Origin of the sequence: Spiroplasma endosymbiont of Villa modesta, assembly GCF_964030925.1 — a bacterium.
Classification (GTDB): Bacteria; Bacillota_I; Bacilli_A; order Mycoplasmatales; family VBWQ01; genus Spiroplasma_E.
The window spans coordinates 654,862-677,534 of sequence record NZ_OZ034992.1; the positions used below are offsets into that span (position 1 = coordinate 654,862).

The window sequence follows — 22,673 nt, forward strand, 5'->3', positions numbered from 1 at the left end:
CTAAGTGGCTTATAACTATGCTAATCTTTTACTAGATACCATTGAAAATGGTGATACAGCTTTAACAATAGCTGCTAAAAACAAACACCCAAAAATAGTTGAAAGATTAGCCTATGAAATTTATGAACAAGAAATAAAGCAACGATATAAATTTGGATTACCTACTATTCTTAATGTTACAATCAATAAAAATAATTTTGAAGTTAAATCTCTTCAAGAATTAGCAAATGAAGTACAAAAAATAACAACCAATATTGACTTTAGAGAACCAAATCCATATCAAAAATTACAAATAAATTTAAAACTTGCTCAATTAGAAATTAATAAGAAAAAAATAAATGAAATCAATAAAAGAATTGAAAAAACAAAATTATTAGTAAATGAAATAAATGCAATTGATTTACAAAATCAAACTTCAACAAATAATCAAAATACTTATTGTAATATTTTATAGTTTACTATTAAAAAATAACAAAAAGAGTGAAACTTCACTCTTTTTTTATATTTAAAGTAAATAAACTGCAATTTATTAAAACTATTAAATTATTAATAAATTTATTTATATTTTTTCAATATCTTTAAAACTATTTATTAAAATTTGTTCTCAATCAATTATTTGCTTTAAATCATTTTCTAAAAGTTCACATTCTTTAATCTTTGGTTGTGTAACAGGGTTTTTGGGAACAAATAATGAACAACAATCAGCGAATGGTAAAATTGATGTTTCATAAGTACCAATTTTGTTAGCAAGATTAATAATATCAACTTTATCTTCGGCAATTAAACTACGCAAAATTGGTAAATTGCTAACAATATTAATAGCATTAATACTTGCTAATGTTTGTGAAGCAACCTGACCAATCGCTTCACCAGTTGCTAATGCTTGAATTTTATATTTTTCTGCAAATAAACTAGCAATTCTAATAAACATTCTACGCATTAAAGTAATACGATAACTTTCTTTCTTAATATGACTTAATTCATTTTGCAAGTTAGTAAAATTGCAAATATATAAATTTTTACTGCCAGCATTATAAGGTGCTAAAATTTGAACTAAAGTTTCTACTTTTTTTAATGCTGTTGGTAAAGTAAAAGGTGGAGTAGCAAAATGTAAATATTGAACTTGTAATCCTCGTTTCATTAATTTATATGCTGCTACAGGGGAATCAATACCACCGCTCAATAATAATAACACTTTCCCTGAACTACCTACTGGAAATCCACCAGCACCAATAATTTTATTTGCAAATAAATAAATATCATCCTTATTAACTTTGATATTTATTTTTAAATCAGGATTAGTAACATTAACTTTTAAATCTGTTTTTTTTAAAATTATAGAAGCTATAATTTTAACTATTTGTTCTGAATTTAATGAAAAACTCTTATCACTACGACTAACAAAAAGTTTAAATGTTTTAAAATTTGTTAGATTTTGACTTAAAATTAATGATATTACTTTTTCTGATAATATTTCCATATTTTTAGCAATTCTAAAAGTAGGTGATAATGAACTAATACCAAATATTTTCACCAAAATATTAATAACATCATTCATTACGTCAAGAGATAAATTAGTTAATTCCATCCGATCATGAAAATGAATAATATTTATTTGTTTATAATCACTAAGAGCATACTTAATATTTATTTTTAATTGTTTAATAAAATCAATCCGATTTTTACTTTTAGTTGTTAATTCACCATAACGAATAATAATAATTGGTACCATTTAATTTTCCTCTTTTTTAAAATTTATTCCATTAATTCCAATAATAATGTTAATGCTTTTTGATTATGATTATTAGTGATATTATTTTCAATTTCATTAAATTTACTATTAAGTTGCTGATTAATTGAACGATGACGATTAGCATAAACAAGAGTTAAATGTGATAATTTATGAATAGTAATTTCCATTTTTAATTCAGTATAAAGATGAAAAATTTTATTTTGTAAATCATTAAATTTACTAAAAGAAGAATTATCATAATTTCCATTTTTAAAATTTAAAATAGTATCATTTATTAAATATTGTAAATCACTAAACTTTTCTTTATAAATTTCATTTAAATAATAAAAATTAATATTATTTAAAATATTATCAATTTGTAACATCATTGAATTGATTTTATCAACATAAGTTTTAAATTTAATTTTTGCTTTATTTTGTTCATTCAACAATTTATTATACTCTTTTAAACTATTAAAAACAACAATACTATTTTCAAATAACGCCGCTAATAACATCACTAATGTTTCATAACTAGTATTTTTTATTGATTTTTGATGTTCTATGATTAATAAATTATCAAAATGATTAACAGTAGCAAGTTGTTTATTAATAATAGTTTCTAAGTTAGTTATTTTGCTATTTTCTATCATTTTAGAATTAATTTTATTTGAAAGAGCAATTTCATTTTTAATAGTTTCAAATATTTCATTAAAATTAAAACTCATAACTAAAAATTTTTCATAATTTTGTTTAAAAATATTATAAAATATTTGTTCTTTATCAATTTTATTACTAAAAGTGGCAATTAATTTTAATATTTCTTGAGTGTTAACCTTAGCTTTTTTGTATTGTAAATTATTAATTTGTTTATTAATAAAACTTAACTTTTCATCAACGTTTGCTACTAATTGTTCGTATTGTAAAAGTAAAGTATTATTTATTTTTATCATTTGATATTTATTTTTTAAGTTCGCCATTTTTTGTTTAATTTCATATGTTATAATATAACGAAGTGTTGGTAAATTATCTAAAATTTCTGCCAATGTTACAACAGCAATCGCAATCTCACTTAAAATAGTAATAATTTGACTAACATTAATAGCATTAATATTTGTTTCTAATTCTTTAAACATATCATTAATTATTTTAATAACTTCATCTAATTGTTCTCGATTAAGATCATTTTGTAAATTAATCTTGATCATTTGATCTTGTAAATAATTAAAATTTTGTTTAAAAAATAATTGATATTCTCGTAATAATTGATCAATACTAATAAAATAATCTATTTCAATTGTTAATAACTGCAATTGATTTTTTAAATTATTACTTTTATTATGCATTCTATACATTAATTTATATCTTTTTCATAATTCTTTATTATTTTGTAATTTTAAAATTTGAATATATTTTTTAAAAACCTTATTTAAATCTTTTTTTAAAAAAAGATTATAACGACTAATTCAAATCCCTAAAATAGAACTATATTGTTCATTTGCTTGTACCATTTGATTAATACGATTTAATCTTTCTTTAATATTAATATTTTGAATATATTGCAAATTTTTATAAACCATAAATTGTTTATTTTTATATGAACTAAAAATTACTAATAAACTTGTTAAAACGATAATAGTAAAAATTAATAAACTAATAATAGTTATTATAATAATTTGTGCACTAGTTAATTTATAAATTTTTATTAACATCAACATAGTTTTATTCTCCTTTCCTTATATTTTAAATATATTAAAAGATATTAATCTTTTATTTTATTATTACTTCTAAAATATTTAATAATATCAACTAAACCTAAAAATAACATTTGTGGTTCATAAATATAAGAAAAATCAAAATAAGATTTTAAAATTGGTACACTACCTCCTGTTAAAATTACAGGTAAACTAATATTTGTTTCATTTTGAATTCTAGCAACTATACTATTAATCATTGCACTAAAACCATAACCATAACCAATTGATAAAGCATGATTAGTATTTTTACCTAACATTGATTGATAATGTTGCATTTCAAAATCAACAAGTAAAGCAGCATTATCAATCAATGCATCTTTACTTGTACTAAATCCAGGTCCAATAATAACACCAACCAAAACATCATTAACAACAACACTATAGGTAGTAGCAGTTCCCAAACTAACAACTATCGCATTGTGATACTTAGTATAAGCAGCATATGATAATGCTATCAAATCACTACCTAATTGACGATTTTCTAAATTAAGTTTTAAAGGTAAAGAACTTAGTAATTTAAAATCAACAATTAATGGTTTTAAATTGTATGTAAAAACAATTAATTTTTCTATTATTATTAAAAAATTTGGAACAACACAACTAATAACAACTTCTTCAAAATGTAATTTTTTATTTAATTTAAATGCTTTTTTCAATTGAACAATTGCAGTTTTACTTTTGGTTTCTATTACTGCTCATTGTTCAATAATTTCACTATCATTAATCATAGCAATCTTAATTAATGTATTACCAATATCTACTAATAACAAACTTTTCATTATTATACTTGTTGAACCATTTCTTTAGTTGAAGCTAATTCATCATATAGTGTACGAACAAGATTATTTAAGTTTTCAACTTGTAAAAACTTACCACTACGAGCTATTGAAACAGAACCATTAGTTTCACTAACAATAACTGATACTGCATCGGTTTGCTCTGATATTCCAATAGCAGCACGATGACGTGAACCAAATTGACTAGATATTTTTTTATTAGTTAGTGGAAAATAAGTAGAGGCACATTCAATACGACCTAAACGAATAATAACTGCACCATCATGCAATGGTGAACCTTTAATAAAAATAGATTGTAATAGTTGTGAAGTTACTTCACCATCAATTTTTACTCCCAAATCAGTATATTCATTTAATGAAACATTCCTTTCAATAGTAATTAGTGCTCCAATTTTTTCTTCTGCTAATTTAATCACTGCTTCTGCTAAAACACTTGCTAACATTCTTTTTTCTGAAGTTGCTAGTAGTTTCATATGAGATTTATTTCTTGTTGTTCATCAAACTTTTTTACCACGAATAAAGGTATTCATAACTATTAAAATAAGAATTGTCATTAATAAAGAAATGGTTATTCCAAATAAAACCGCTATTTCAGCAATAACTGTTCCAATATCTGCTGAAATTACAGTCGAAATAATATTTAACGGTAATACACTCATATTAAATACCACCATTCCTTTATTTTTTGATTCCACTACTTTAATTATAAAGTAAAAAAATTATTTTTGATATTATTAGTATAACAACTTATCATAATTTACAAAATACTCCTTTTAAATTTATTTTTAAAAGGAGTACTAATATTTTTGATAATTTTAGATTTTATCTTATATAAGTTTATAAAATTATTATTTGTTAATTATCTTTATTAACTATAAATTTGCTACAGTGTTATGAACATAATTTTTATTTACTACGGATAATGTTGATAAATTCTTATTTACTTCTGCTTTTATTAAAAAATCATTATCACTATCTTTACTATTTTCTCTTGAAGATAATTTAGTTTGTAATTTTTCAATTAATTTTAGTGAATTTGATAGTTTTTCCTGTAATCATACTGATGCTACTGATATATCTGTGATTGTTACTGTTGCTGGTTCTGTTTTTAATTTTTCTAATTTTTCTGATGCATTTGATAATTGTTCTTCTAATTTTTTTAAAGATTCTACTAATTCTTTTAATGTTTCATCTTCTCATACTTTTTCTTTTAATGTTTGTAATGTTTGTAATACTTTTAATGCTGTTAATACTTTTGTTTCTAATGTTTTTACTTGATTTTCTATCTTATCTTTTGTTTTATTTTTTCTCTTACTGGTTTTGATTGATTCTTTTCCTCCAGATATTACTTTTCCTAACCCGACTAGTGTTTTTAGCAAGATTGCAATTGATTTAGCGTCCATATTTTATTCACCTTTTCTAATTAAATAAAAAAATCTATTTCTTTAATTTTAAAGTAATAGGATTTAAAATAAACTTGATATTAAGTTTATAAAATTATTGTATTATAGTTTTCTATACTATTATATTTTTATACAAATTAACATCGTTAAATGTTTTTAATATTTAATTCTAAACTATCAAATCAAAAACTAATTAATATTATTTTTAATAATATCTGTTATTTCTTTAACAGCAATATCTAAGTCATCGTTAATAACAATATAATCATATTCATGTTGAACTTTAAATTCTTCTTTTGCTTTATTTAACCTTTTCTCAATAATTACTTCTGACTCACTAGCACGCATACGAATTCTTTGTTCTAATTCTTGATAAGAAGGAGGCATAATAAAAATACTCATAATATCATTGCGATGTTCATAATTTTTTAAAACTTGACTAGCACCATCAACCTCAATTTCCAAAATAACGTTATAACCTTGATTTTGCAAATTTAAAACATAACTCTTACTAGTACCATAGTAATTACCAATAAAATTTGTATATTCTAAAAAATCATTACCTTTAACATGATTTAAAAAAGTTGATACATCAACAAAAAAATAATTAATGCCATCTTGTTCTTTATTACGTGGTTTTCTTGTTGTCATCGAAACTGAATATGCTAAATTTAATGATTTATCAGCAAATAATTTAGCAATAATTGCACCCTTACCAACACCACTTGGTCCAGAAAGAATAATTAATTTTCCTTTTTTTTGTGCCATTTACATTCTACTTTCTACTTTTCATAAAATTGAATTATTTTAATATATATTTTACCGTATTTTTTATTAGATACTACTTTAAAATGGAAATTTAATTGTAAATTTTCAAGTGGTACATTTGTTTCTAAAACAATTAAAGCATTATTAGCAAGTAAATTATTTTTATAAAAGAAATTAATAATTCACTGTTGACAAGTAATATTTGCAAACGGTGGATCAATAAAAACAATATCACATTGTTGTACTAGTGTTTTACTAAAAATTTGATAATCCAAATTACTTAATTTAACTTGTTCTTGTAAATTACAAGCAAAACAATTTTGATTAATAATATTACAAGCAGCTTTATTAATATCATTTGCAAAAGCAAATTTTGCCCCCCGTGATAAACTTTCAAGAATTAAATTACCACTTCCAGCAAATAAATCAACAACAATTTTATCTTCAAAACTACAATAATTTAACATAATATTAAAAATATTTTCTTTAATTCGATTTAATGTTGGCCGTGTTGATAAACCATCTAAAGTAATTATTTTTTTTCCTTTTAATTTTCCAGCAATAATTTTCATGTTTTCTCCAAAATTTAGTTTATAATAACTTTATCATTAAATTTGATAAAAGCAAATTAGTTTAATTTATTATTTATTACAAACTGATGAAAGGATCTGCAATGTTAAAAAAATTACAAAACGAAGTACCATCAGCATCTTGAATTACTGAAGATACAAAACCTAGTTTATTAAAACCTTGTGCTGATGTTATTTTACCCTTAACACTTAAAGATGAAAATATTATGAAACGTATGATTGATTGAGTAAAAGCATCACAAGATAAAGAATTTAATGCTAACAACATTTTAACCGAAGCTATTGGTATTGCTGCACCACAAATTGGAGAAAATATAAAAATGTATTATATTTTATTACCAATTCCTGATAAAAATGAAAAGATTATTTACTATGAACATGCATTAATAAATCCAAAAATCATTGGTAAAAGCGAACAAATAGCTTATTTAAAAAAAGGTGAAGGTTGTTTAAGTGTAACTAATCACCCTCATGAAGGTTTAGTTCCACGTAGTTATAAAATCAACGTTACAGGTTATGACTATTTAAAAAAGAAAAAAGTAACTTTAACTGTTAGAGGTTATGAAGCAATTGTTTTTCAACATGAGCAAGACCATTTAGAAGGAAAACTCTTTTATCATCACATTAATAAGGATAATCCTTGACTTAATGATGATAAATGGATTATGATATAAAGTAGAATGATAAACTTAAGTTTTTAAATTGTTTTATTATAGTTAAATATAATATACCAAATAAGTAATAAGTAAAAACATGATAAAATTCATTACATTTTTTTTATGTTATGTTTTATGTTATTTCCTTATAATTTTAAAATGAATGAAGGAGAAAAAATATGAGTGATACACCCACAAAAAATACTATGCCAGTTAAAAAGTTCGTCACGAAAATCTTTGCGCTTGGTGGGCTAGAAGAAGTTGGAAAAAATACTTATGTAATTGAACAAGATAATGAAATTATTATTATTGATGCTGGAGTAAAATTTGCTGATGCTTCTATGCCAGGAATTGAAGCAGTAATTCCTGATTATAGTTACCTAAAAGAAAATAAACATAAAATTAAAGGAATATTTATTACTCATGGTCATGAAGATCATATTGGTGGTATACCATACTTATTAAAAGAAATTAGTGATATTCCAGCTATTTATGCTCCTAACTTAGCAGCAGCTTTAATTCGTCATAAAATTAAGGACAAAGGAATAAAATCAAAAATAAAAATAAATATTGTTGATGGTAATAGTAAAATTAAAACTAACAGATTTATTATTAGTTTTTTTGCTGTTAATCATTCAATTCCTGATGCATATGGAATTTGTGTAGAAAATTCAAATGGAACTGTTGTAACAACAGGTGATTATAAATTCGATTGAACACCTTTAGGTCATAAAGCAGATATTGATAAAATGGCACAAATGGGTCAAAAAGGAGTAACATTATTTTTAGCAGATTCAACGAATGCTGAAGTACCCGGTTATACAATGACAGAAATGCTTGTTGTTAAAAGAATTAGTGAAATATTTGCTAAAGCGAAGGGCAGAATTTTAATTTCTACTTTTGCTTCTAATGTACACCGTTTACAACAAATTATTGAAGTTGCAACAAAACATAATAGAAAAGTTATTGTTGTTGGAAGAAGTTTAGAAAGAATAGTTAATGTTATTCGTCAAATGGGACATTTAAAAGTTCGTGATAGTTCATTTATTAAAGCAGAAGAAGCTAAAAAATATGATAATAATCAAATTGTTATTATTTGTACGGGTTCCCAAGGTGAACCAATGGCAGCATTATCAAGAATTGCTAATCGCGAACATCGTCAAATAAAAATTATACCCGGTGATACAGTAATATTCTCTTCATCAGCAATTCCCGGTAACCGTGCTGACGTTGAAAGAGTAGTTAATAAACTAACACGACTTAGTGCGATTGTTGAAGAAAATTCACCATTAAATTGATTGCATACTTCTGGTCATGCTTCACAAGAAGAACAAAAATTAATGTTAAATTTAATTAAACCATCATACTTTATGCCAATGCATGGTGATTATCGAATGTTAAAAGTTCATAAAGAAACAGCTGTATCAATTGGAATCCCTGAAGAAAATATATTTATTTGTGCTAACGGTGATCCAATTATTATGGATAATGGTAAATGTTCTTTAAGCGATAAACGCATTGCTGCTGATCCTATTTATGTTGATGGTGGTAAAGATATGTCAGGAGTAACAACTGCTGCAGTAATCCGTGATAGACAAATTCTTTCTAAAGATGGTTTAATTGCAATTGTTGTTTCTATTGATTCACAAAATAATAAATTATTAGCACCACCAACGTTTATTTCTCGCGGTTCTTTCTATGTTCGTGATGCAGCACCTTTAGTATCTGAAGCAATATCATTACTAACAAAAGCTATTAATGAAGTATTAAAAAGCGAAAGACCTACTTTTGCTACAATAAAAAATGCTATCAAATCAACATTAGCACCTTATATATTTAAAAAGAAAAGAAGAAACCCTTTAATTATTCCTGTTATATTAAATAAAAAATAGTTTTAAAAACTATTGGGAGGTTCCCAAAAAAGTAGGAAGATGAATTACTATAAAAATAAATTCTTTCCAATATTACCATTTCAAAATGATTATAGACAAATTAAATTCTCTTTTACCCTTAAATTTAATATTCGACGTATTTTAAAAAATATAGATTTTATAAGATAAAATAAAAATTATTCTCAAAGGAAAAAGACAAGAAATAATCTTGTCTTTTTTTGTAATTGTAAAATTTTAAAATTTTTAATAAATCTCTTTAACACTATTATCAACACGTGTTAGGGAACTAAAAAAGTGAACTACAACACAGTTGTTAAAAATAGTAGCTAGCATGTGGACTTGCATGGATAAATAAAAAGTGGAGTGATACCTAATAAAATATACTAACCATTAATGGTAATTCTTGGGGTGGGAGCGAATTGGAAACTAGTATATATAGACCTGTTGTAGGGACCTATTGTATTAATTCTATTATTTATTTAACCAACCTTGCCACTACCAAGTGAGCAAGTGTTGGTTTTATTTTTTATTTTTTTTGAAAAATTTTTTGGGCGAGAAAATAAATTTCAAACTTGTAAAAAAAATTGAGCGGGGCCGGTTCAATTAAAATATTAATTTATTAAACATAAATTAAATAAATATTGAATCGAATGCCTCAATGTTTTTTAAAATTTCACAATTTATTTTTGAGCCCAGAATTGATGGAATAAATAAAACTAATAGTATTAATAATATAAAAAACCAAAATATATGTTCTTTATGCTAGAAGCAACAGAACATATTAGGAAAGGATTATTATGGCAATAGAAATTCTTGATTATGAAGCACTAAGAAAGATTGATAAAAAAAATTAAAAAAAGAAGAAAAAGATGTGTTGAATGTAATGAATTATATGAAGATGACAAAATCCAAATGCTTTATCGCTTTAAAACAGAATTAGAAGCAGAACAACATGATATTAGAAAATTTGAAGATGATTATGATATTGATGAACATTTGGATTATACAAAACCATTTGGATATGTTTGTGATTGATGTAGAAGTGATTAATTATGCAAAAAAAGTATTTTTGTTGAACATGTAAACAACATAAATTAGATTATTTATTCTTTAATACTGATGATATAAAAACAAGAAAATATTTTTTAAGAGATAAAAATAATAAAGCAATTTGTTATGACTGTATTTTAAATGTTAGGTTAAGTAGGAGGTATAAATATGAATAAACAAAAACTATTTTCTTATAAAGACCAAGAAATTATTAATGAATATAATAAAAAACGTAATCAAGAAATAACAGAAGAACATTTAAATAATATAGAAAAATTAAGAGAAGATTTTAAAAAAGAAGTTATTAATGAATATAAAGAAAAATTAAGAGAAGATTTAGATGAACGAATAACGTGACTTACAAATGAAATATCTAATGTTAAACATTTTAAACAAATAGAATTTTATATATGAAAAAAAATATGTTTAAAAAATATAATAATTAAAATTGAACAAGGAATATTTGATTAATAATGCAATATGACTTAATTATTGGGATTGACCCTGCTGGAATTGGTAATAATGGAATGGTTATATATTCAAGTGAAACTAATAATATTGTTTTTAATGAAACATTTAATACATTAACTGTTTTATGAACTAAAAATATGTATAAAGAAAAATTGCAATTAATTAAAAAAAATTTATTGATAAAAAAATATTAGTTATTGTAGAAAATTTCTTTTTAAGTTCAAAACAATTATTAACTAATCCATTATCAACACCTAAAATTATTGATGCATTAATGGTATTAGTGCAAGATGTTTTTAACTGAGATTATCTAGAAAACCACCCAAAAAATAAAAATAAAATAACAAATTATAAAGGAAATATAAAATTAACAAAACATGAACAAGATGCTTATAAGCATATTCAATATTATTTAAAAAATCATAAAAAAATATTAATTTTTGATAATTATTTAAGGAAATTATAAAAATGAAAGATAAAGCAAATTATGTCAAATTAACAGTAAAACTTAGTAACACTATTGAAGCAAAATATTACGAAAAAGGTAATAAAGAATTATATTATAGTGTTCGAGGTCAGTGAAATGGTTTAAACTATGTTACTTTAATTTTTAACAACCCAAAACTTTATAGACACTGTATTTTATTAAACAAAAATGATGAAATTATAGTAACTGGTCAAATTTTAATACTTTAAATATTCCTAAAAATCGTGCATTTTGTTCAATTAATGTTAAATGATTTAAAAAATGAAAAGAGTAAAAAATGATATTATGAAAAATTTTATTAATAGTACCAATATTAATAACAAGTATAACACTAATAATATTTTTAATATTTATTATTAAAGAATTAAAAAATGAATATAAAGTATTAAAAATATTAAGTGAAATTGCTAATCAAATTAAAAATAAGGAGAATAAATAATGACTAAGGAAGAATTATTACAATGAGAAAATAATGAAATAGGTAAAATTGAAAGTATTAAAGAAGATAAATCAACACATAAAAATTGTATTAATAAAGAAAAATTAATTAATTTTATTATAACAACTCTAAAAGAAAATAAAGAATCTAATTCTAGTAATTTATTTAAAATAGGAAAAGAAAGTGTTTTATTTGATCTTCAGATTTATATTAATAAAGGAGACTTTGATTAATGATTATATTACCTACTTTAGACATATTCCGTAATTAAATTTAATTAATTGTCAATAAAATTGTTTTAAAACTATTTAGTGTTATTGAATATAGAAATAAATATTTTTTGAAAAAATAGTTTAAAAAATGAGTTTACATTTTAAACAAAAAATTGTTAATAATATTTTTATATTACTCGATAAAAATTTAAATTTTAAAAAAATATTTTTAATATTTTTTTTATTTTAATGGTTTTATTTTATTAAAAATTTCACAAAGTAAGTTAAATCTTAAGTACATAAGTCTAAATTTAGATTTTCTACATTTATTTACTAAAATTTTGAATCTTTTCAATCAAGCAAAGACATGTTCAACTTTAATTCTAATTTTAGATACAATCTTATTGTATTTTCTTTCTTGTTTAGTTAATTTTTTATTTTTAGTTCTTTTAATTGGTATTATTGTATTTTTATAAATATTTTGTATACCTTGATATCCTAAATCACCAATAATTATTGTTTTTTCTGAAAATTCAAGATTTGAATTTTTTAATATTTGAAAATCATGCACTTTACCATTATTAGCAAAAATATCAACAATTTTTTTATTAAAAAAATCATATACAATTTGAAATTTTATAGAATACATTCAACTTTTACCAGAAAAATATTCTAACTGTAGTTTTTTTAGTTGGTCTTTCAATTTCAATCTCAGTTGAATCAATTAAATAAAATTGAAATTCATTTGAATTTTCTTGTTTTTTATCAATTTTTAATTTATATCTTTCTTTTAAAAATTGGTAATCTTTGTGGTTACTAAGTTTATTTTCTACTCAAGTAATATTTTGAAAACAACTTGATGGGCTCATTTTAGATTTAATACTCATTTGAAAAAAAGTATAATATTCTTTTCAGTATAATAAAGTCATCATTAATCTTTCTTCTACTGAAAGTTTATTTTTTCGACCTTTATTTTTTTCTAATTTTTCTATTTCAATTAATTTTTCTAACATTTCATTAAAATGAAAACGTTTTATACCAAAATATCTGTAAAATTCTTCATTTTTTAATTTTTTTAAATTTTCAAAAATCATTTTTATCAACACTTTTCTAAATTTATTGTTAATAACAAAATTATAAAATAAATTTTAAAATTATTAATTGACTTTTAAAAAATTTAATTACGGAATATGTCTTTTGTGAAATTTTTAATAAAATAAAACCATTAAAATAAAAAAAATATTAAAAATATTTTTTTAAAATTTAAATTTTTATCGAGTTAATATAAAAATATTATTAACAATTTTTTGTTTAAAATGTAAACTCATTTTTTAAACTATTTTTTCAAAAAATATTTATTTCTATATTCAATAACACTAAATAGTTTTAAAACAATTTTATTGACAATTAATTAAATTTAATTACGGAATATGTCCTTTGTTTGAAAATAAAGATGAAATTGAAATATTATCACCATTTCCAAAAGCAATTCATACAAGTAATGATATTAGAGCAATTATTTTAAGACAATACCCTAATGTTAAATCCAAACACATAATTGTTTCTGACCCCGAAAGTAATGTTGCATTAATAGTTGGTGATAATGATGTTTATCAAGGTTGAATTAAAGTAACAATTAAAAAATTAGAAAATTAAAGGAGAAAAAATGGATTATAAAGAAAAAATTAAAATTAGAATTCATGAATTTGAATTATATGATTATCAAGTAAATACTTTATTAGATATTGTAAGAGAAATGTTAAAAGCAAATAAAGGAGATTAAAATGCCAAACGAAAATACACAATCAAATTATACTTTAACCAAATTAATTAGAATTGGTATAAGTCCTATTTGTGCAATGATTGGTACAAGTGCTTATTATGGTCAAGTAATTGCTAATCCAATATTAGGTTCAATTAATAGTTTATTATTTGGTAAAAAATTAGGTTTAGATATTTGAAATTTAAATCAAAGACCAAATACTAAAACTAAATTAATTAATAGTTCTAAAAAAATAGCATTAGGATTAGGAACAATTGGTTTAGCAAATTATAGTAAATGAACAGAAAATAATATTAATCCTATTATTCCAACAACACCAATTCCAATAACTACTACAACTACAACAGAAGGTCCGCCATGATTACTATTAAATAAGCAAGAAAATCAGTCATTAATGGATTGAGATACTTATATTTCATTAAATACTTATGGTATTTCAAATCTTATTAGTGGATTAACTGAGTTAATACCTAATAAATTTGAAGCAATAAGAAAAATATGTAATATGGCAACTGGTGGTTGTTTAATATCAAGTGGGGTTGCTATGGGTATTAATAATGATTTTATGAATGCTTATGCAGTACCTACCATAGTTGCTGGTGCAAGTGAAATAATCCATAATTTATTACCTATTGAAACTACAAATCATATTCAAGAAATGCAAGAAACACCATTTAATAATGAAACAAGAAGATTAATAAATGACAATAGATTTACTATTAATAGTGAAACAACTAGTCAATATGGTAGTGATAATATGAGTGAAGTACCATTAAATCATGATAATACTTCATTAAATTGAGATCATAATCACATGAGTTTATAAAGGAGGTGAATAATTTATGAATAAAGAAAAATTAATTGAATATTACAATGATAAATTAAAACAACATGAAAAAGATTTAGAAGACATACGATTGAATGAACGTTTAATTGCAAATCTTTTAATGGATGCAAAATGTATGATTGAAAGAATTAATAAAGGTGAATTTGATGAATAAAGATATGGAAAAAGATTTAAAAATTATAAAAGAAAAAGAAAAAACGCTTAAATTTGGTTATGAAAGATTAAATGAAGCATTAGATTTAAGAAATAAATTAGTTAATAGATATGAAGGTATTGCAACTCCAAAACAACATGAATTAAGTAATAAATTAAATAAAAAAATTGATAATATTATTGAATTTATTTTTAAAAATGAAATAGGAAAATAAATAGTTGAAAGGAAAATATTCAAATGAAAGAATTTTTACATGAATTAATAATTATTGGAACAAGTGTTGGAACATTAATTTGCAGAGAAATTATTGTTTTATTAAAAAGATTTATCACAACTCCAAAACATGTTAGAGCAAATAACAAAATTATAAAACATCAAAAAAATTAGCAAAATTAAATGAAAAGATTAATAAAGGAGAAAAATAATATGACAAAAATTGAATTTAATGAAAAATATAGAAAACAAGATATCAGTATTGATAGAGATTTTGATTTACATATTGATAATTGTTTTAAATTTTCTGATATCAATACATTAGAAAATGCTGTTAATGATTATAAAAAACTAATAAGTGAAATGCCACAATTAGTTAAAAGACATATTCCGTAATTAAATTTTTTAAAAGTCAATTAATAATTTTAAAATTTATTTTATAATTTTGTTATTAACAATAAATTTAGAAAAGTGTTGATAAAAATGATTTTTGAAAATTTAAAAAAATTAAAAAATGAAGAATTTTACAGATATTTTGGTATAAAACGTTTTCATTTTAATGAAATGTTAGAAAAATTAATTGAAATAGAAAAATTAGAAAAAAATAAAGGTCGAAAAAATAAACTTTCAGTAGAAGAAAGATTAATGATGACTTTATTATACTGAAAAGAATATTATACTTTTTTTTCAAATGAGTATTAAATCTAAAATGAGCCCATCAAGTTGTTTTCGAAATATTACTTGAGTAGAAAATAAACTTAGTAACCACAAAGATTACCAATTTTTAAAAGAAAGATATAAATTAAAAATTGATAAAAAACAAGAAAATTCAAATGAATTTCAATTTTATTTAATTGATTCAACTGAGATTGAAATTGAAAGACCAACTAAAAAAAACTACAGTTAGAATATTTTTCTGGTAAAAGTTGAATGTATTCTATAAAATTTCAAATTGTATATGATTTTTTTAATAAAAAAATTGTTGATATTTTTGCTGATAATGGTAAAGTGCATGATTTTCAAATATTAAAAAATTCAAATCTTGAATTTTCAGAAAAAACAATAATTATTGGTGATTTAGGATATCAAGGTATACAAAATATTTATAAAAATACAATAATACCAATTAAAAGAACTAAAAATAAAAAATTAACTAAACAAGAAAGAAAATACAATAAGATTGTATCTAAAATTAGAATTAAAGTTGAACATGTCTTTGTTTGATTGAAAAGATTCAAAATTTTAGTAAATAAATGTAGAAAATCTAAATTTAGACTTATGTACTTAAGATTTAACTTACTTTGTGAAATTTTTAATAAAATAAAACCATTAAAATAAAAAAAATATTAAAAATATTTTTTTAAAATTTAAATTTTTATCGAGTTAATATAAAAATATTATTAACAATTTTTTGTTTAAAATGTAAACTCATTTTTTAAACTATTTTTTCAAAAAATATTTATTTCTATATTCAATAACACTAAATAGTTTTAAAACAATTTTATTGACAATTAATTAAATTTAATTACGGAATATGTCCATTGCAAATAGTAAATTTTTTATTACTAATGGTCTTTATGATAGTTTAGTTTATTTAGCTGATAATAAAGGTTTAATTACCGATAATCAGTTGGCACAACAATTACGTTTAAATGGAAATAATTTATATGTAAAAGGTGTATTATGTGAAATCGTTCTTGATGACTATATGATTTTACTAATGATAAAAATGAACAACAATTAATGACCTTTATTTTAGCAACACCAAGAGCGATGAAAAGATACATGATAGAAAATACAGTTATTTATGTAGATTTTATTAAAGATGATAAAGCAGGAAGAGCATATAAAGTTGCTGGTGAAGTTGTTGGAGAAGCAATACCATATAATTTCTAATAATGAAACAACATCAAGATGAATGTTATGTGGAGTTATTAAAACAGAAAAAACTGATTTAAAAACTAAAATTACAGTTTTAACAACAAATATTACTGCAAATGTTAATAACAATAACAATGAATTAAATACACAAATAAAAAGTATTAATGAACTTAAATCATTAAATCCAAATTTAACAAATCCAACTATTAAATATTTTAGTGATGCACAAGGAAAAACTAATGTAAGTAATCAAAAACAAAAAGCAGGTGACTTATATATAGTTATTTCTTCAAATGTTAATGATTTAAATTATAAAGGAACAACAAATCCAATTAAAATAACTCTTAAATAAAGGAAATTAATATCATGCCAATTGGTACAACTAGTACAGCAATACTTTTAAACATAAATAAACCAAAACATACTAGAACAAGTAACCAACAAGAAAATAAAAGTTTTTGATGAGAAATTTTAGAAATGATTGGTGTACAAGTTATAGCAGTAGCACTTGCTCCTTTTACTGGTGGATTAAGTGAAAGTATAGCACTTGGATTAGGTGCAAGTGATTTAATTGCTAGTATTAGTGCTGTTGGTGTAGAATTTTTAACTGATTTTACTATTAATCAAGTTTATGATTATTTAAAAGGAAATGTAACACCATTAAATACTTTTTTTAATATATTACCAGCATTTGCTGGACTTAATAAAATTAGTCGTGGTTATCGTACAACTAAATTTATTAAGTTAGCACAAAAAACTAAAACATTAGAACAAGTTGGTATTAAAGAAGCAAAAAACTTACAAGAAATTATTAGTCAAGTAAGTGGAAAAGAAATTTTAACAGATAAAATTATTGGTAATAAACGTTATTTAATGAATTATAGTTTTACTCCTAATCGTGAAACAGTATTACGAGATTTAGGTTATGTTGCTGAAAGACAATATAAGAATAATTTTCAAAAATTAGAAACAGAAAAATTAATGGAACACTTATTATTACAAAATACATTAATAAAATTAAGTCCACAATTAACTCCTAAATTTAAAATTAATGATATCGAAAAAGCAAATAACTTTTTAAAAAAATTTAATACTGATTTAAAAAAAGTACTATCTATGAATCAACATGATTGATTAAATTTAGTTCATACAATACATACAGAAAATAGATATGGAAAAACTTTAATTTTAGATTTACAAAAAATTCGTGCTAATGCTATTAAATTTGCTTTTAAAAATAATGTTATTCATCAACTTGTTTTAAAAGCAAATCAAACTTTTAAATATTTTGATATTAGATTTTATTTAAAAAAAGGTTTAAATAAATTTTGAAAAGAAACACCATATTTTGAAAAATTACGAGAAAGTATAGACATATTCCGTAATTAAATTTAATTAATTGTCAATAAAATTGTTTTAAAACTATTTAGTGTTATTGAATATAGAAATAAATATTTTTTGAAAAAATAGTTTAAAAAATGAGTTTACATTTTAAACAAAAAATTGTTAATAATATTTTTATATTAACTCGATAAAAATTTAAATTTTAAAAAAATATTTTTAATATTTTTTTTATTTTAATGGTTTTATTTTATTAAAAATTTCACAAAGTAAGTTAAATCTTAAGTACATAAGTCTAAATTTAGATTTTCTACATTTATTTACTAAAATTTTGAATCTTTTCAATCAAGCAAAGACATGTTCAACTTTAATTCTAATTTTAGATACAATCTTATTGTATTTTCTTTCTTGTTTAGTTAATTTTTTATTTTTAGTTCTTTTAATTGGTATTATTGTATTTTTATAAATATTTTGTATATCTTGATATCCTAAATCACCAATAATTATTGTTTTTTCTGAAAATTCAAGATTTGAATTTTTTAATATTTGAAAATCATGCACTTTACCATTATCAGCAAAAATATCAACAATTTTTTTATTAAAAAAATCATATACAATTTGAAATTTTATAGAATACATTCAACTTTTACCAGAAAAATATTCTAACTGTAGTTTTTTTTAGTTGGTCTTTCAATTTCAATCTCAGTTGAATCAATTAAATAAAATTGAAATTCATTTGAATTTTCTTGTTTTTTATCAATTTTTAATTTATATCTTTCTTTTAAAAATTGGTAATCTTTGTGGTTACTAAGTTTATTTTCTACTCAAGTAATATTTCGAAAACAACTTGATGGGCTCATTTTAGATTTAATACTCATTTGAAAAAAAGTATAATATTCTTTTCAGTATAATAAAGTCATCATTAATCTTTCTTCTACTGAAAGTTTATTTTTTCGACCTTTATTTTTTTCTAATTTTTCTATTTCAATTAATTTTTCTAACATTTCATTAAAATGAAAACGTTTTATACCAAAATATCTGTAAAATTCTTCATTTTTTAATTTTTTTAAATTTTCAAAAATCATTTTTATCAACACTTTTCTAAATTTATTGTTAATAACAAAATTATAAAATAAATTTTAAAATTATTACTTGATTTTTCAAAAAAATAATTACGGAATATGTCTTATATATAAATTACAAGAAAAATTTGAAAAATTAGAAAAACAAGTATTTGAAAAAATTAATAAATTAAAAGAAAAAGCAACTGATTTATTTACTAGTGCAGAAAAAAGAGCAATTAAACATGCACAATTAATTCCATTAAATTCACCAGTATTTATGGGTTGTAAAATTCAACCTTTGTCATTAGATAAATGTGCAATTACTATTTATCATCGCAATCCTAAATATAAACCAATTACAGTTGTTGATAGTATTCTTAAAGCAAAAACTTTTGTTACTCAAATACATCCATTTCATTGATATCGTTGATATAGTGGTTGATACATTGGTTATGGGGTAAATAGTAATAAATGATTAAAAGCAATAGCATTTGCTCCACCAGTGGTACAACAAGTAATTAGAGATAGTTTTAAAGTATATAGAGAAATATTTAGAACTATTAGAACTTATCATAAAGTAGTAAATGTTATTAATAATCCTATTGAAAATATTAACAAATCATTTAAAAATGTTGGTTTAAAATTTTCAGTAAATACTTTATTTGGTACTGGATTATTACATCATTTAGAAAAGTTTGCATATAGTCAAGTTATAGCAAAAAGTAAGAAAAAATTAAAAAAAGGTAAAAATAAAATACAAAAAGAAATTGAACATATAACACATAAAAAAACAAAAAAACATACTCATCATTATAAAAAAGCATTTTTTAAGGAATGATAAATTATGATTAATAAACTTTGAACTGATGTCAGTCTTGAAAATTATAATAACTGATATCCATTAACTGGAACAATTACAGAAACACCACAGCAGTATATACAAACATGACCTAATGTTAATGATTGATTTAAAACTTTTGCTATTCGCGCGCAAAATGATATTAATGCTTATCTTGATTTTATTTTATCTAAATTTCCTTTTGATAGTTTTAAAGATGAATTAATTAAAGAAACATTAAGAGATATGGTTTATGTTATGGTTGAACATTGAGTATTTAATCGTACACCAATTGAATTTAATGTTGCTGCTACTATTCAATTTAATAATGGTACTCAATTTAGTGCAAATAGTACTCCTACAATTAATGTTTGAGATTTAGCACCTAGTAGAATGAAAATATGAGCAAGATTAACAGAATTAAAACAAATATTTTCAAGTTATAATGATGATGAAATAGATGTTGAAAAAATTGACTTAAAAGCATTTTATACTAGAAATCAAGTTGATGAATTAATTGAACAACAAAAAGAATTTACATTATCAAAACAAATTAAATTATATGATGATTTAGTTGATGATAATGAAAATGAAATATATAGAGGTCCTGTTAGTAAATTTATTAATAAAGGTTATGTTGCAACTGATTATGATAAAGAAACTGAAACAATGATTTTAGATTGACCTGATGAAATTGGTACATTACCCCCCGAAGCATTACAAAATAATCCACAAATTGGTGATTATACGCATGCACCAACTTGTGATTTTTCTGCTAAACAACAAAAACGAATTACTACAAATGAAAATACTATAAATCAAATTTCAAATTATATATTTAAAAATAGAGATGATATCCTTGATATTAAAAATAATTGATTTAATATTGAAACTAGTCCTTTATGAAAAAAAATTAATAATGAAAATATTTCATTATTAACTTGATAATATTAGTAATATTGGACCAAAAACTGCTTTAAGATTATTAAATCAACTATCACTTGATAGTATTAAGTTGGCTATAAGCAAACAAGATTATAAGATATTGCAACAGTGTAAAGGTATAACTCATAAAATTGCTAATAATATTATTAATTATTTTAGTAATCATATTAAAGTAGTAAGTAATTTAACAACTAGTCAAAATGAAAAATCAGATTTAGTATTTGATACATTATTAAAATTAGGTTTTAGTTCAATAGTAATTAATAATTTTTTATTAAGAAATATTAATTGAGATTTGGAAGTTGAAGAAATTATTGCATTAGCTATTAAGGAAATAAAATATGGGTATTAGTAGTTTTAATAATTTTGTTGGACAAAATAATGTTATTGAATGTATTCTAATTTTAATCAAAGGTAGTAAAATTCAAAATATTGCTTTAAGTCATATTTTATTAATTGGTCCTCCTGGTATTGGAAAAACAACTATTGCATGATTAATAGCAGAAGAATTGCAAGTAAATTTTCATAGTTTAGAAGGAACAAGCATTAATAAAACTAGCGATATTATTAGTATTTTAGCAAATATCAAACAATCTGATATAGTTTTTATTGATGAAATTCATGTTGTTAACTATGAAATATTAGAAGTATTATATTCTGCATTAGAAGGTAATTTTATTAATATTATGATTGGTAAAGATTATAATAATAAAATTGTTAAAATTAATTTACCCTCTTTTACATTTATTGGTGCTACTAATAAAGTAGGAATGTTAACTAAAGCGTTGATAAGTCGTATTCCTAATATTTTACAATTATCTGATTATAATTATCAGGATATTAAAAGTATTATTTCACAAGTTTCTTTGAGTTTAAATTGAAAATTAGAAAATAATATAATAAATATTATTGCTAATCATTGTCGTAATATTCCGCGACTCATTATTAACATCATTAAACAATTGTATAATTATTGTGTTGTTATGAATGTAGATTTAAATGAAACTAATATTTTGCAAATTTTATTTTTTTTTGCAAATTTATCCTTTAGGTTTAAATAGTTTACAATTGGCATATTTAGCATTGTTTAATAATGTAAATTTAGATAAAAGTTTGAGTATTGAAACTATTTGTCAACTTTTGAATGAAGAAAGAAAAAATCTTGAAATTCATTATGAACCTTGACTTATTCATTGTGGTTTAATTACTAAGACAACTAAGGGTCGTAAAATAACAATTATTGGTAAAGAGTATATTAATAATAATATAATTTTATTTAGAAAATAATTATTTTTGATATTACTGTAAAACAATTGTTATTTATAACGAATGTTGGTATTCTTATATAGTGCT

The 22,673-nt window shown here is 22.0% G+C and carries 39 protein-coding genes; 28 read left to right on the top strand and 11 right to left on the bottom strand.

Going from position 1 to position 22,673, the window contains the following annotated elements; genetic code table 4:
- The first annotated feature begins 4 nt into the window (after positions 1-4).
- Positions 5-454 (top strand): hypothetical protein, encoded by a 450-nt coding sequence (locus AAHM89_RS04175; RefSeq protein WP_342267037.1) that lies wholly within the window; start codon positions 5-7, stop codon positions 452-454.
- A gap of 105 nt (positions 455-559) precedes the next feature.
- Here AAHM89_RS04175 and thiI read toward each other — a convergent pair whose 3' ends face one another.
- The 7 genes from thiI to AAHM89_RS04210 form a co-directional block, all read right to left on the bottom strand.
- On the bottom strand, positions 560-1,732 hold the full coding sequence (gene thiI / locus AAHM89_RS04180; protein ID WP_342267038.1) for a tRNA uracil 4-sulfurtransferase ThiI: 1,173 nt from the start codon (positions 1,730-1,732) through the stop codon (positions 560-562).
- Positions 1,733-1,755: 23 nt separating this feature from the next.
- Complete coding sequence (locus AAHM89_RS04185; RefSeq protein WP_342267039.1) at positions 1,756-3,450, bottom strand: hypothetical protein; 1,695 nt, start codon at positions 3,448-3,450, stop codon at positions 1,756-1,758.
- 44 nt (positions 3,451-3,494) lie between these two features.
- The gene (locus AAHM89_RS04190; protein WP_342267040.1) at positions 3,495-4,268 is read right to left on the bottom strand and encodes a type III pantothenate kinase; all 774 of its coding nucleotides are present in this window, start codon (positions 4,266-4,268) and stop codon (positions 3,495-3,497) included.
- 2 nt (positions 4,269-4,270) lie between these two features.
- Positions 4,271-4,945 (bottom strand): diadenylate cyclase, encoded by a 675-nt coding sequence (locus AAHM89_RS04195; protein ID WP_252320291.1) that lies wholly within the window; start codon positions 4,943-4,945, stop codon positions 4,271-4,273.
- Positions 4,946-5,158: 213 nt separating this feature from the next.
- Positions 5,159-5,689 (bottom strand): hypothetical protein, encoded by a 531-nt coding sequence (locus AAHM89_RS04200; protein ID WP_342267041.1) that lies wholly within the window; start codon positions 5,687-5,689, stop codon positions 5,159-5,161.
- Positions 5,690-5,878: 189 nt separating this feature from the next.
- Positions 5,879-6,457 (bottom strand): guanylate kinase, encoded by a 579-nt coding sequence (gmk, locus tag AAHM89_RS04205; protein ID WP_342267042.1) that lies wholly within the window; start codon positions 6,455-6,457, stop codon positions 5,879-5,881.
- 14 nt (positions 6,458-6,471) lie between these two features.
- Positions 6,472-7,029: an RsmD family RNA methyltransferase gene (locus tag AAHM89_RS04210; RefSeq protein WP_342267043.1), complete on the bottom strand. Its 558-nt coding sequence runs from the start codon at positions 7,027-7,029 to the stop codon at positions 6,472-6,474.
- An 86-nt stretch (positions 7,030-7,115) separates the two neighbouring features.
- On the opposite strand from AAHM89_RS04210, the gene def reads away from it, so the two are divergent.
- The 9 genes from def (at position 7,116) to AAHM89_RS04255 (ending at position 12,275) form a co-directional block, all read left to right on the top strand.
- The gene (def, locus tag AAHM89_RS04215; RefSeq protein WP_342267044.1) at positions 7,116-7,721 is read left to right on the top strand and encodes a peptide deformylase; all 606 of its coding nucleotides are present in this window, start codon (positions 7,116-7,118) and stop codon (positions 7,719-7,721) included.
- Positions 7,722-7,882: 161 nt separating this feature from the next.
- Positions 7,883-9,595 carry a ribonuclease J gene (locus AAHM89_RS04220; protein ID WP_252319963.1) on the top strand — a complete coding sequence of 571 codons (1,713 nt, stop codon included), beginning with the start codon at positions 7,883-7,885 and terminating at the stop codon, positions 9,593-9,595.
- Between the two features lie 837 nt (positions 9,596-10,432).
- Entirely contained in the window at positions 10,433-10,645 is a 213-nt protein-coding gene (locus AAHM89_RS04225; RefSeq protein WP_342267045.1) for a hypothetical protein, read from the top strand.
- A gap of 168 nt (positions 10,646-10,813) precedes the next feature.
- A complete protein-coding gene (locus tag AAHM89_RS04230; RefSeq protein ID WP_342267046.1) occupies positions 10,814-11,116 on the top strand; it encodes a hypothetical protein in 303 nt (100 codons plus the stop codon).
- Between the two features lie 2 nt (positions 11,117-11,118).
- Positions 11,119-11,310: a hypothetical protein gene (locus AAHM89_RS04235; RefSeq protein ID WP_342267047.1), complete on the top strand. Its 192-nt coding sequence runs from the start codon at positions 11,119-11,121 to the stop codon at positions 11,308-11,310.
- Between the two features lie 80 nt (positions 11,311-11,390).
- Complete coding sequence (locus AAHM89_RS04240) at positions 11,391-11,582, top strand: hypothetical protein (protein WP_342267048.1); 192 nt, start codon at positions 11,391-11,393, stop codon at positions 11,580-11,582.
- Between the two features lie 2 nt (positions 11,583-11,584).
- Positions 11,585-11,812: a hypothetical protein gene (locus AAHM89_RS04245; protein WP_342267049.1), complete on the top strand. Its 228-nt coding sequence runs from the start codon at positions 11,585-11,587 to the stop codon at positions 11,810-11,812.
- A gap of 68 nt (positions 11,813-11,880) precedes the next feature.
- On the top strand, positions 11,881-12,042 hold the full coding sequence (locus tag AAHM89_RS04250) for a hypothetical protein (RefSeq protein ID WP_342267050.1): 162 nt from the start codon (positions 11,881-11,883) through the stop codon (positions 12,040-12,042).
- Positions 12,042-12,275: a hypothetical protein gene (locus AAHM89_RS04255; protein ID WP_342267051.1), complete on the top strand. Its 234-nt coding sequence runs from the start codon at positions 12,042-12,044 to the stop codon at positions 12,273-12,275. Before AAHM89_RS04250 ends, AAHM89_RS04255 begins: the two co-directional genes overlap by 1 nt.
- Before the next feature lie 220 nt (positions 12,276-12,495).
- Here AAHM89_RS04255 and AAHM89_RS04260 read toward each other — a convergent pair whose 3' ends face one another.
- Together AAHM89_RS04260 and AAHM89_RS04265 are read right to left on the bottom strand one after the other, a co-directional pair.
- Positions 12,496-12,903 (bottom strand): transposase family protein, encoded by a 408-nt coding sequence (locus AAHM89_RS04260; protein WP_342267052.1) that lies wholly within the window; start codon positions 12,901-12,903, stop codon positions 12,496-12,498.
- Between the two features lie 7 nt (positions 12,904-12,910).
- Positions 12,911-13,348 carry a transposase family protein gene (locus AAHM89_RS04265; protein WP_342267053.1) on the bottom strand — a complete coding sequence of 146 codons (438 nt, stop codon included), beginning with the start codon at positions 13,346-13,348 and terminating at the stop codon, positions 12,911-12,913.
- Positions 13,349-13,691: 343 nt separating this feature from the next.
- On the opposite strand from AAHM89_RS04265, the gene AAHM89_RS04270 reads away from it, so the two are divergent.
- The 13 genes from AAHM89_RS04270 (at position 13,692) to AAHM89_RS04330 (ending at position 18,521) form a co-directional block, all read left to right on the top strand.
- On the top strand, positions 13,692-13,910 hold the full coding sequence (locus AAHM89_RS04270; RefSeq protein WP_342267054.1) for a hypothetical protein: 219 nt from the start codon (positions 13,692-13,694) through the stop codon (positions 13,908-13,910).
- A gap of 128 nt (positions 13,911-14,038) precedes the next feature.
- Entirely contained in the window at positions 14,039-14,863 is an 825-nt protein-coding gene (locus AAHM89_RS04275; protein WP_342267055.1) for a hypothetical protein, read from the top strand.
- A 16-nt stretch (positions 14,864-14,879) separates the two neighbouring features.
- Positions 14,880-15,038: a hypothetical protein gene (locus tag AAHM89_RS04280; protein WP_342266591.1), complete on the top strand. Its 159-nt coding sequence runs from the start codon at positions 14,880-14,882 to the stop codon at positions 15,036-15,038.
- The gene (locus AAHM89_RS04285) at positions 15,031-15,252 is read left to right on the top strand and encodes a hypothetical protein (RefSeq protein ID WP_342267056.1); all 222 of its coding nucleotides are present in this window, start codon (positions 15,031-15,033) and stop codon (positions 15,250-15,252) included. The genes AAHM89_RS04280 and AAHM89_RS04285 overlap by 8 nt, the downstream gene beginning before the upstream one ends.
- Positions 15,253-15,275: 23 nt before the next feature.
- Positions 15,276-15,425: a hypothetical protein gene (locus AAHM89_RS04290; protein ID WP_210368150.1), complete on the top strand. Its 150-nt coding sequence runs from the start codon at positions 15,276-15,278 to the stop codon at positions 15,423-15,425.
- 39 nt (positions 15,426-15,464) lie between these two features.
- Positions 15,465-15,647, top strand: a complete 183-nt coding sequence (locus AAHM89_RS04295; protein ID WP_342267057.1) for a hypothetical protein — start codon at positions 15,465-15,467, stop codon at positions 15,645-15,647.
- A gap of 87 nt (positions 15,648-15,734) precedes the next feature.
- Complete coding sequence (locus AAHM89_RS04300) at positions 15,735-15,953, top strand: hypothetical protein (protein ID WP_339046964.1); 219 nt, start codon at positions 15,735-15,737, stop codon at positions 15,951-15,953.
- Positions 15,943-16,158: a hypothetical protein gene (locus AAHM89_RS04305; protein ID WP_339047170.1), complete on the top strand. Its 216-nt coding sequence runs from the start codon at positions 15,943-15,945 to the stop codon at positions 16,156-16,158. The genes AAHM89_RS04300 and AAHM89_RS04305 overlap by 11 nt, the downstream gene beginning before the upstream one ends.
- Before the next feature lie 23 nt (positions 16,159-16,181).
- The gene (locus AAHM89_RS04310) at positions 16,182-16,589 is read left to right on the top strand and encodes a transposase family protein (protein ID WP_342267058.1); all 408 of its coding nucleotides are present in this window, start codon (positions 16,182-16,184) and stop codon (positions 16,587-16,589) included.
- A 196-nt stretch (positions 16,590-16,785) separates the two neighbouring features.
- Positions 16,786-16,995 carry a hypothetical protein gene (locus AAHM89_RS04315; protein ID WP_342267059.1) on the top strand — a complete coding sequence of 70 codons (210 nt, stop codon included), beginning with the start codon at positions 16,786-16,788 and terminating at the stop codon, positions 16,993-16,995.
- Positions 16,935-17,147 (top strand): hypothetical protein, encoded by a 213-nt coding sequence (locus AAHM89_RS04320; RefSeq protein WP_342267060.1) that lies wholly within the window; start codon positions 16,935-16,937, stop codon positions 17,145-17,147. Before AAHM89_RS04315 ends, AAHM89_RS04320 begins: the two co-directional genes overlap by 61 nt.
- Positions 17,119-17,484 carry a hypothetical protein gene (locus AAHM89_RS04325; protein ID WP_342267061.1) on the top strand — a complete coding sequence of 122 codons (366 nt, stop codon included), beginning with the start codon at positions 17,119-17,121 and terminating at the stop codon, positions 17,482-17,484. Before AAHM89_RS04320 ends, AAHM89_RS04325 begins: the two co-directional genes overlap by 29 nt.
- 14 nt (positions 17,485-17,498) lie before the next feature.
- Positions 17,499-18,521 carry a hypothetical protein gene (locus tag AAHM89_RS04330; RefSeq protein WP_342267062.1) on the top strand — a complete coding sequence of 341 codons (1,023 nt, stop codon included), beginning with the start codon at positions 17,499-17,501 and terminating at the stop codon, positions 18,519-18,521.
- 183 nt (positions 18,522-18,704) lie between these two features.
- Here the strand turns inward: AAHM89_RS04330 and AAHM89_RS04335 are convergent, their stop codons facing one another.
- Both AAHM89_RS04335 and AAHM89_RS04340 read right to left on the bottom strand, forming a co-directional pair.
- Complete coding sequence (locus AAHM89_RS04335; RefSeq protein WP_342267063.1) at positions 18,705-19,112, bottom strand: transposase family protein; 408 nt, start codon at positions 19,110-19,112, stop codon at positions 18,705-18,707.
- Positions 19,113-19,135: 23 nt separating this feature from the next.
- Positions 19,136-19,558: a transposase family protein gene (locus AAHM89_RS04340; protein ID WP_339045912.1), complete on the bottom strand. Its 423-nt coding sequence runs from the start codon at positions 19,556-19,558 to the stop codon at positions 19,136-19,138.
- A gap of 67 nt (positions 19,559-19,625) precedes the next feature.
- Here AAHM89_RS04340 and AAHM89_RS04345 point away from each other — a divergent pair, with 67 nt between their 5' ends.
- From AAHM89_RS04345 to AAHM89_RS04365, 5 genes are read left to right on the top strand one after another with little or no spacing between them, the layout of a single operon-like run.
- Positions 19,626-20,378, top strand: a complete 753-nt coding sequence (locus tag AAHM89_RS04345) for a hypothetical protein (protein WP_342267064.1) — start codon at positions 19,626-19,628, stop codon at positions 20,376-20,378.
- 3 nt (positions 20,379-20,381) lie between these two features.
- Positions 20,382-21,323 carry a hypothetical protein gene (locus AAHM89_RS04350; RefSeq protein ID WP_342267065.1) on the top strand — a complete coding sequence of 314 codons (942 nt, stop codon included), beginning with the start codon at positions 20,382-20,384 and terminating at the stop codon, positions 21,321-21,323.
- A gap of 37 nt (positions 21,324-21,360) precedes the next feature.
- A complete protein-coding gene (locus tag AAHM89_RS04355; RefSeq protein WP_342267297.1) occupies positions 21,361-21,672 on the top strand; it encodes a hypothetical protein in 312 nt (103 codons plus the stop codon).
- Complete coding sequence (locus tag AAHM89_RS04360; RefSeq protein WP_342267066.1) at positions 21,662-22,381, top strand: AAA family ATPase; 720 nt, start codon at positions 21,662-21,664, stop codon at positions 22,379-22,381. The genes AAHM89_RS04355 and AAHM89_RS04360 overlap by 11 nt, the downstream gene beginning before the upstream one ends.
- Positions 22,382-22,388: 7 nt before the next feature.
- Positions 22,389-22,607: a Holliday junction DNA helicase RuvB C-terminal domain-containing protein gene (locus AAHM89_RS04365; protein WP_342267067.1), complete on the top strand. Its 219-nt coding sequence runs from the start codon at positions 22,389-22,391 to the stop codon at positions 22,605-22,607.
- The last annotated feature ends 66 nt before the right edge of the window (positions 22,608-22,673 follow it).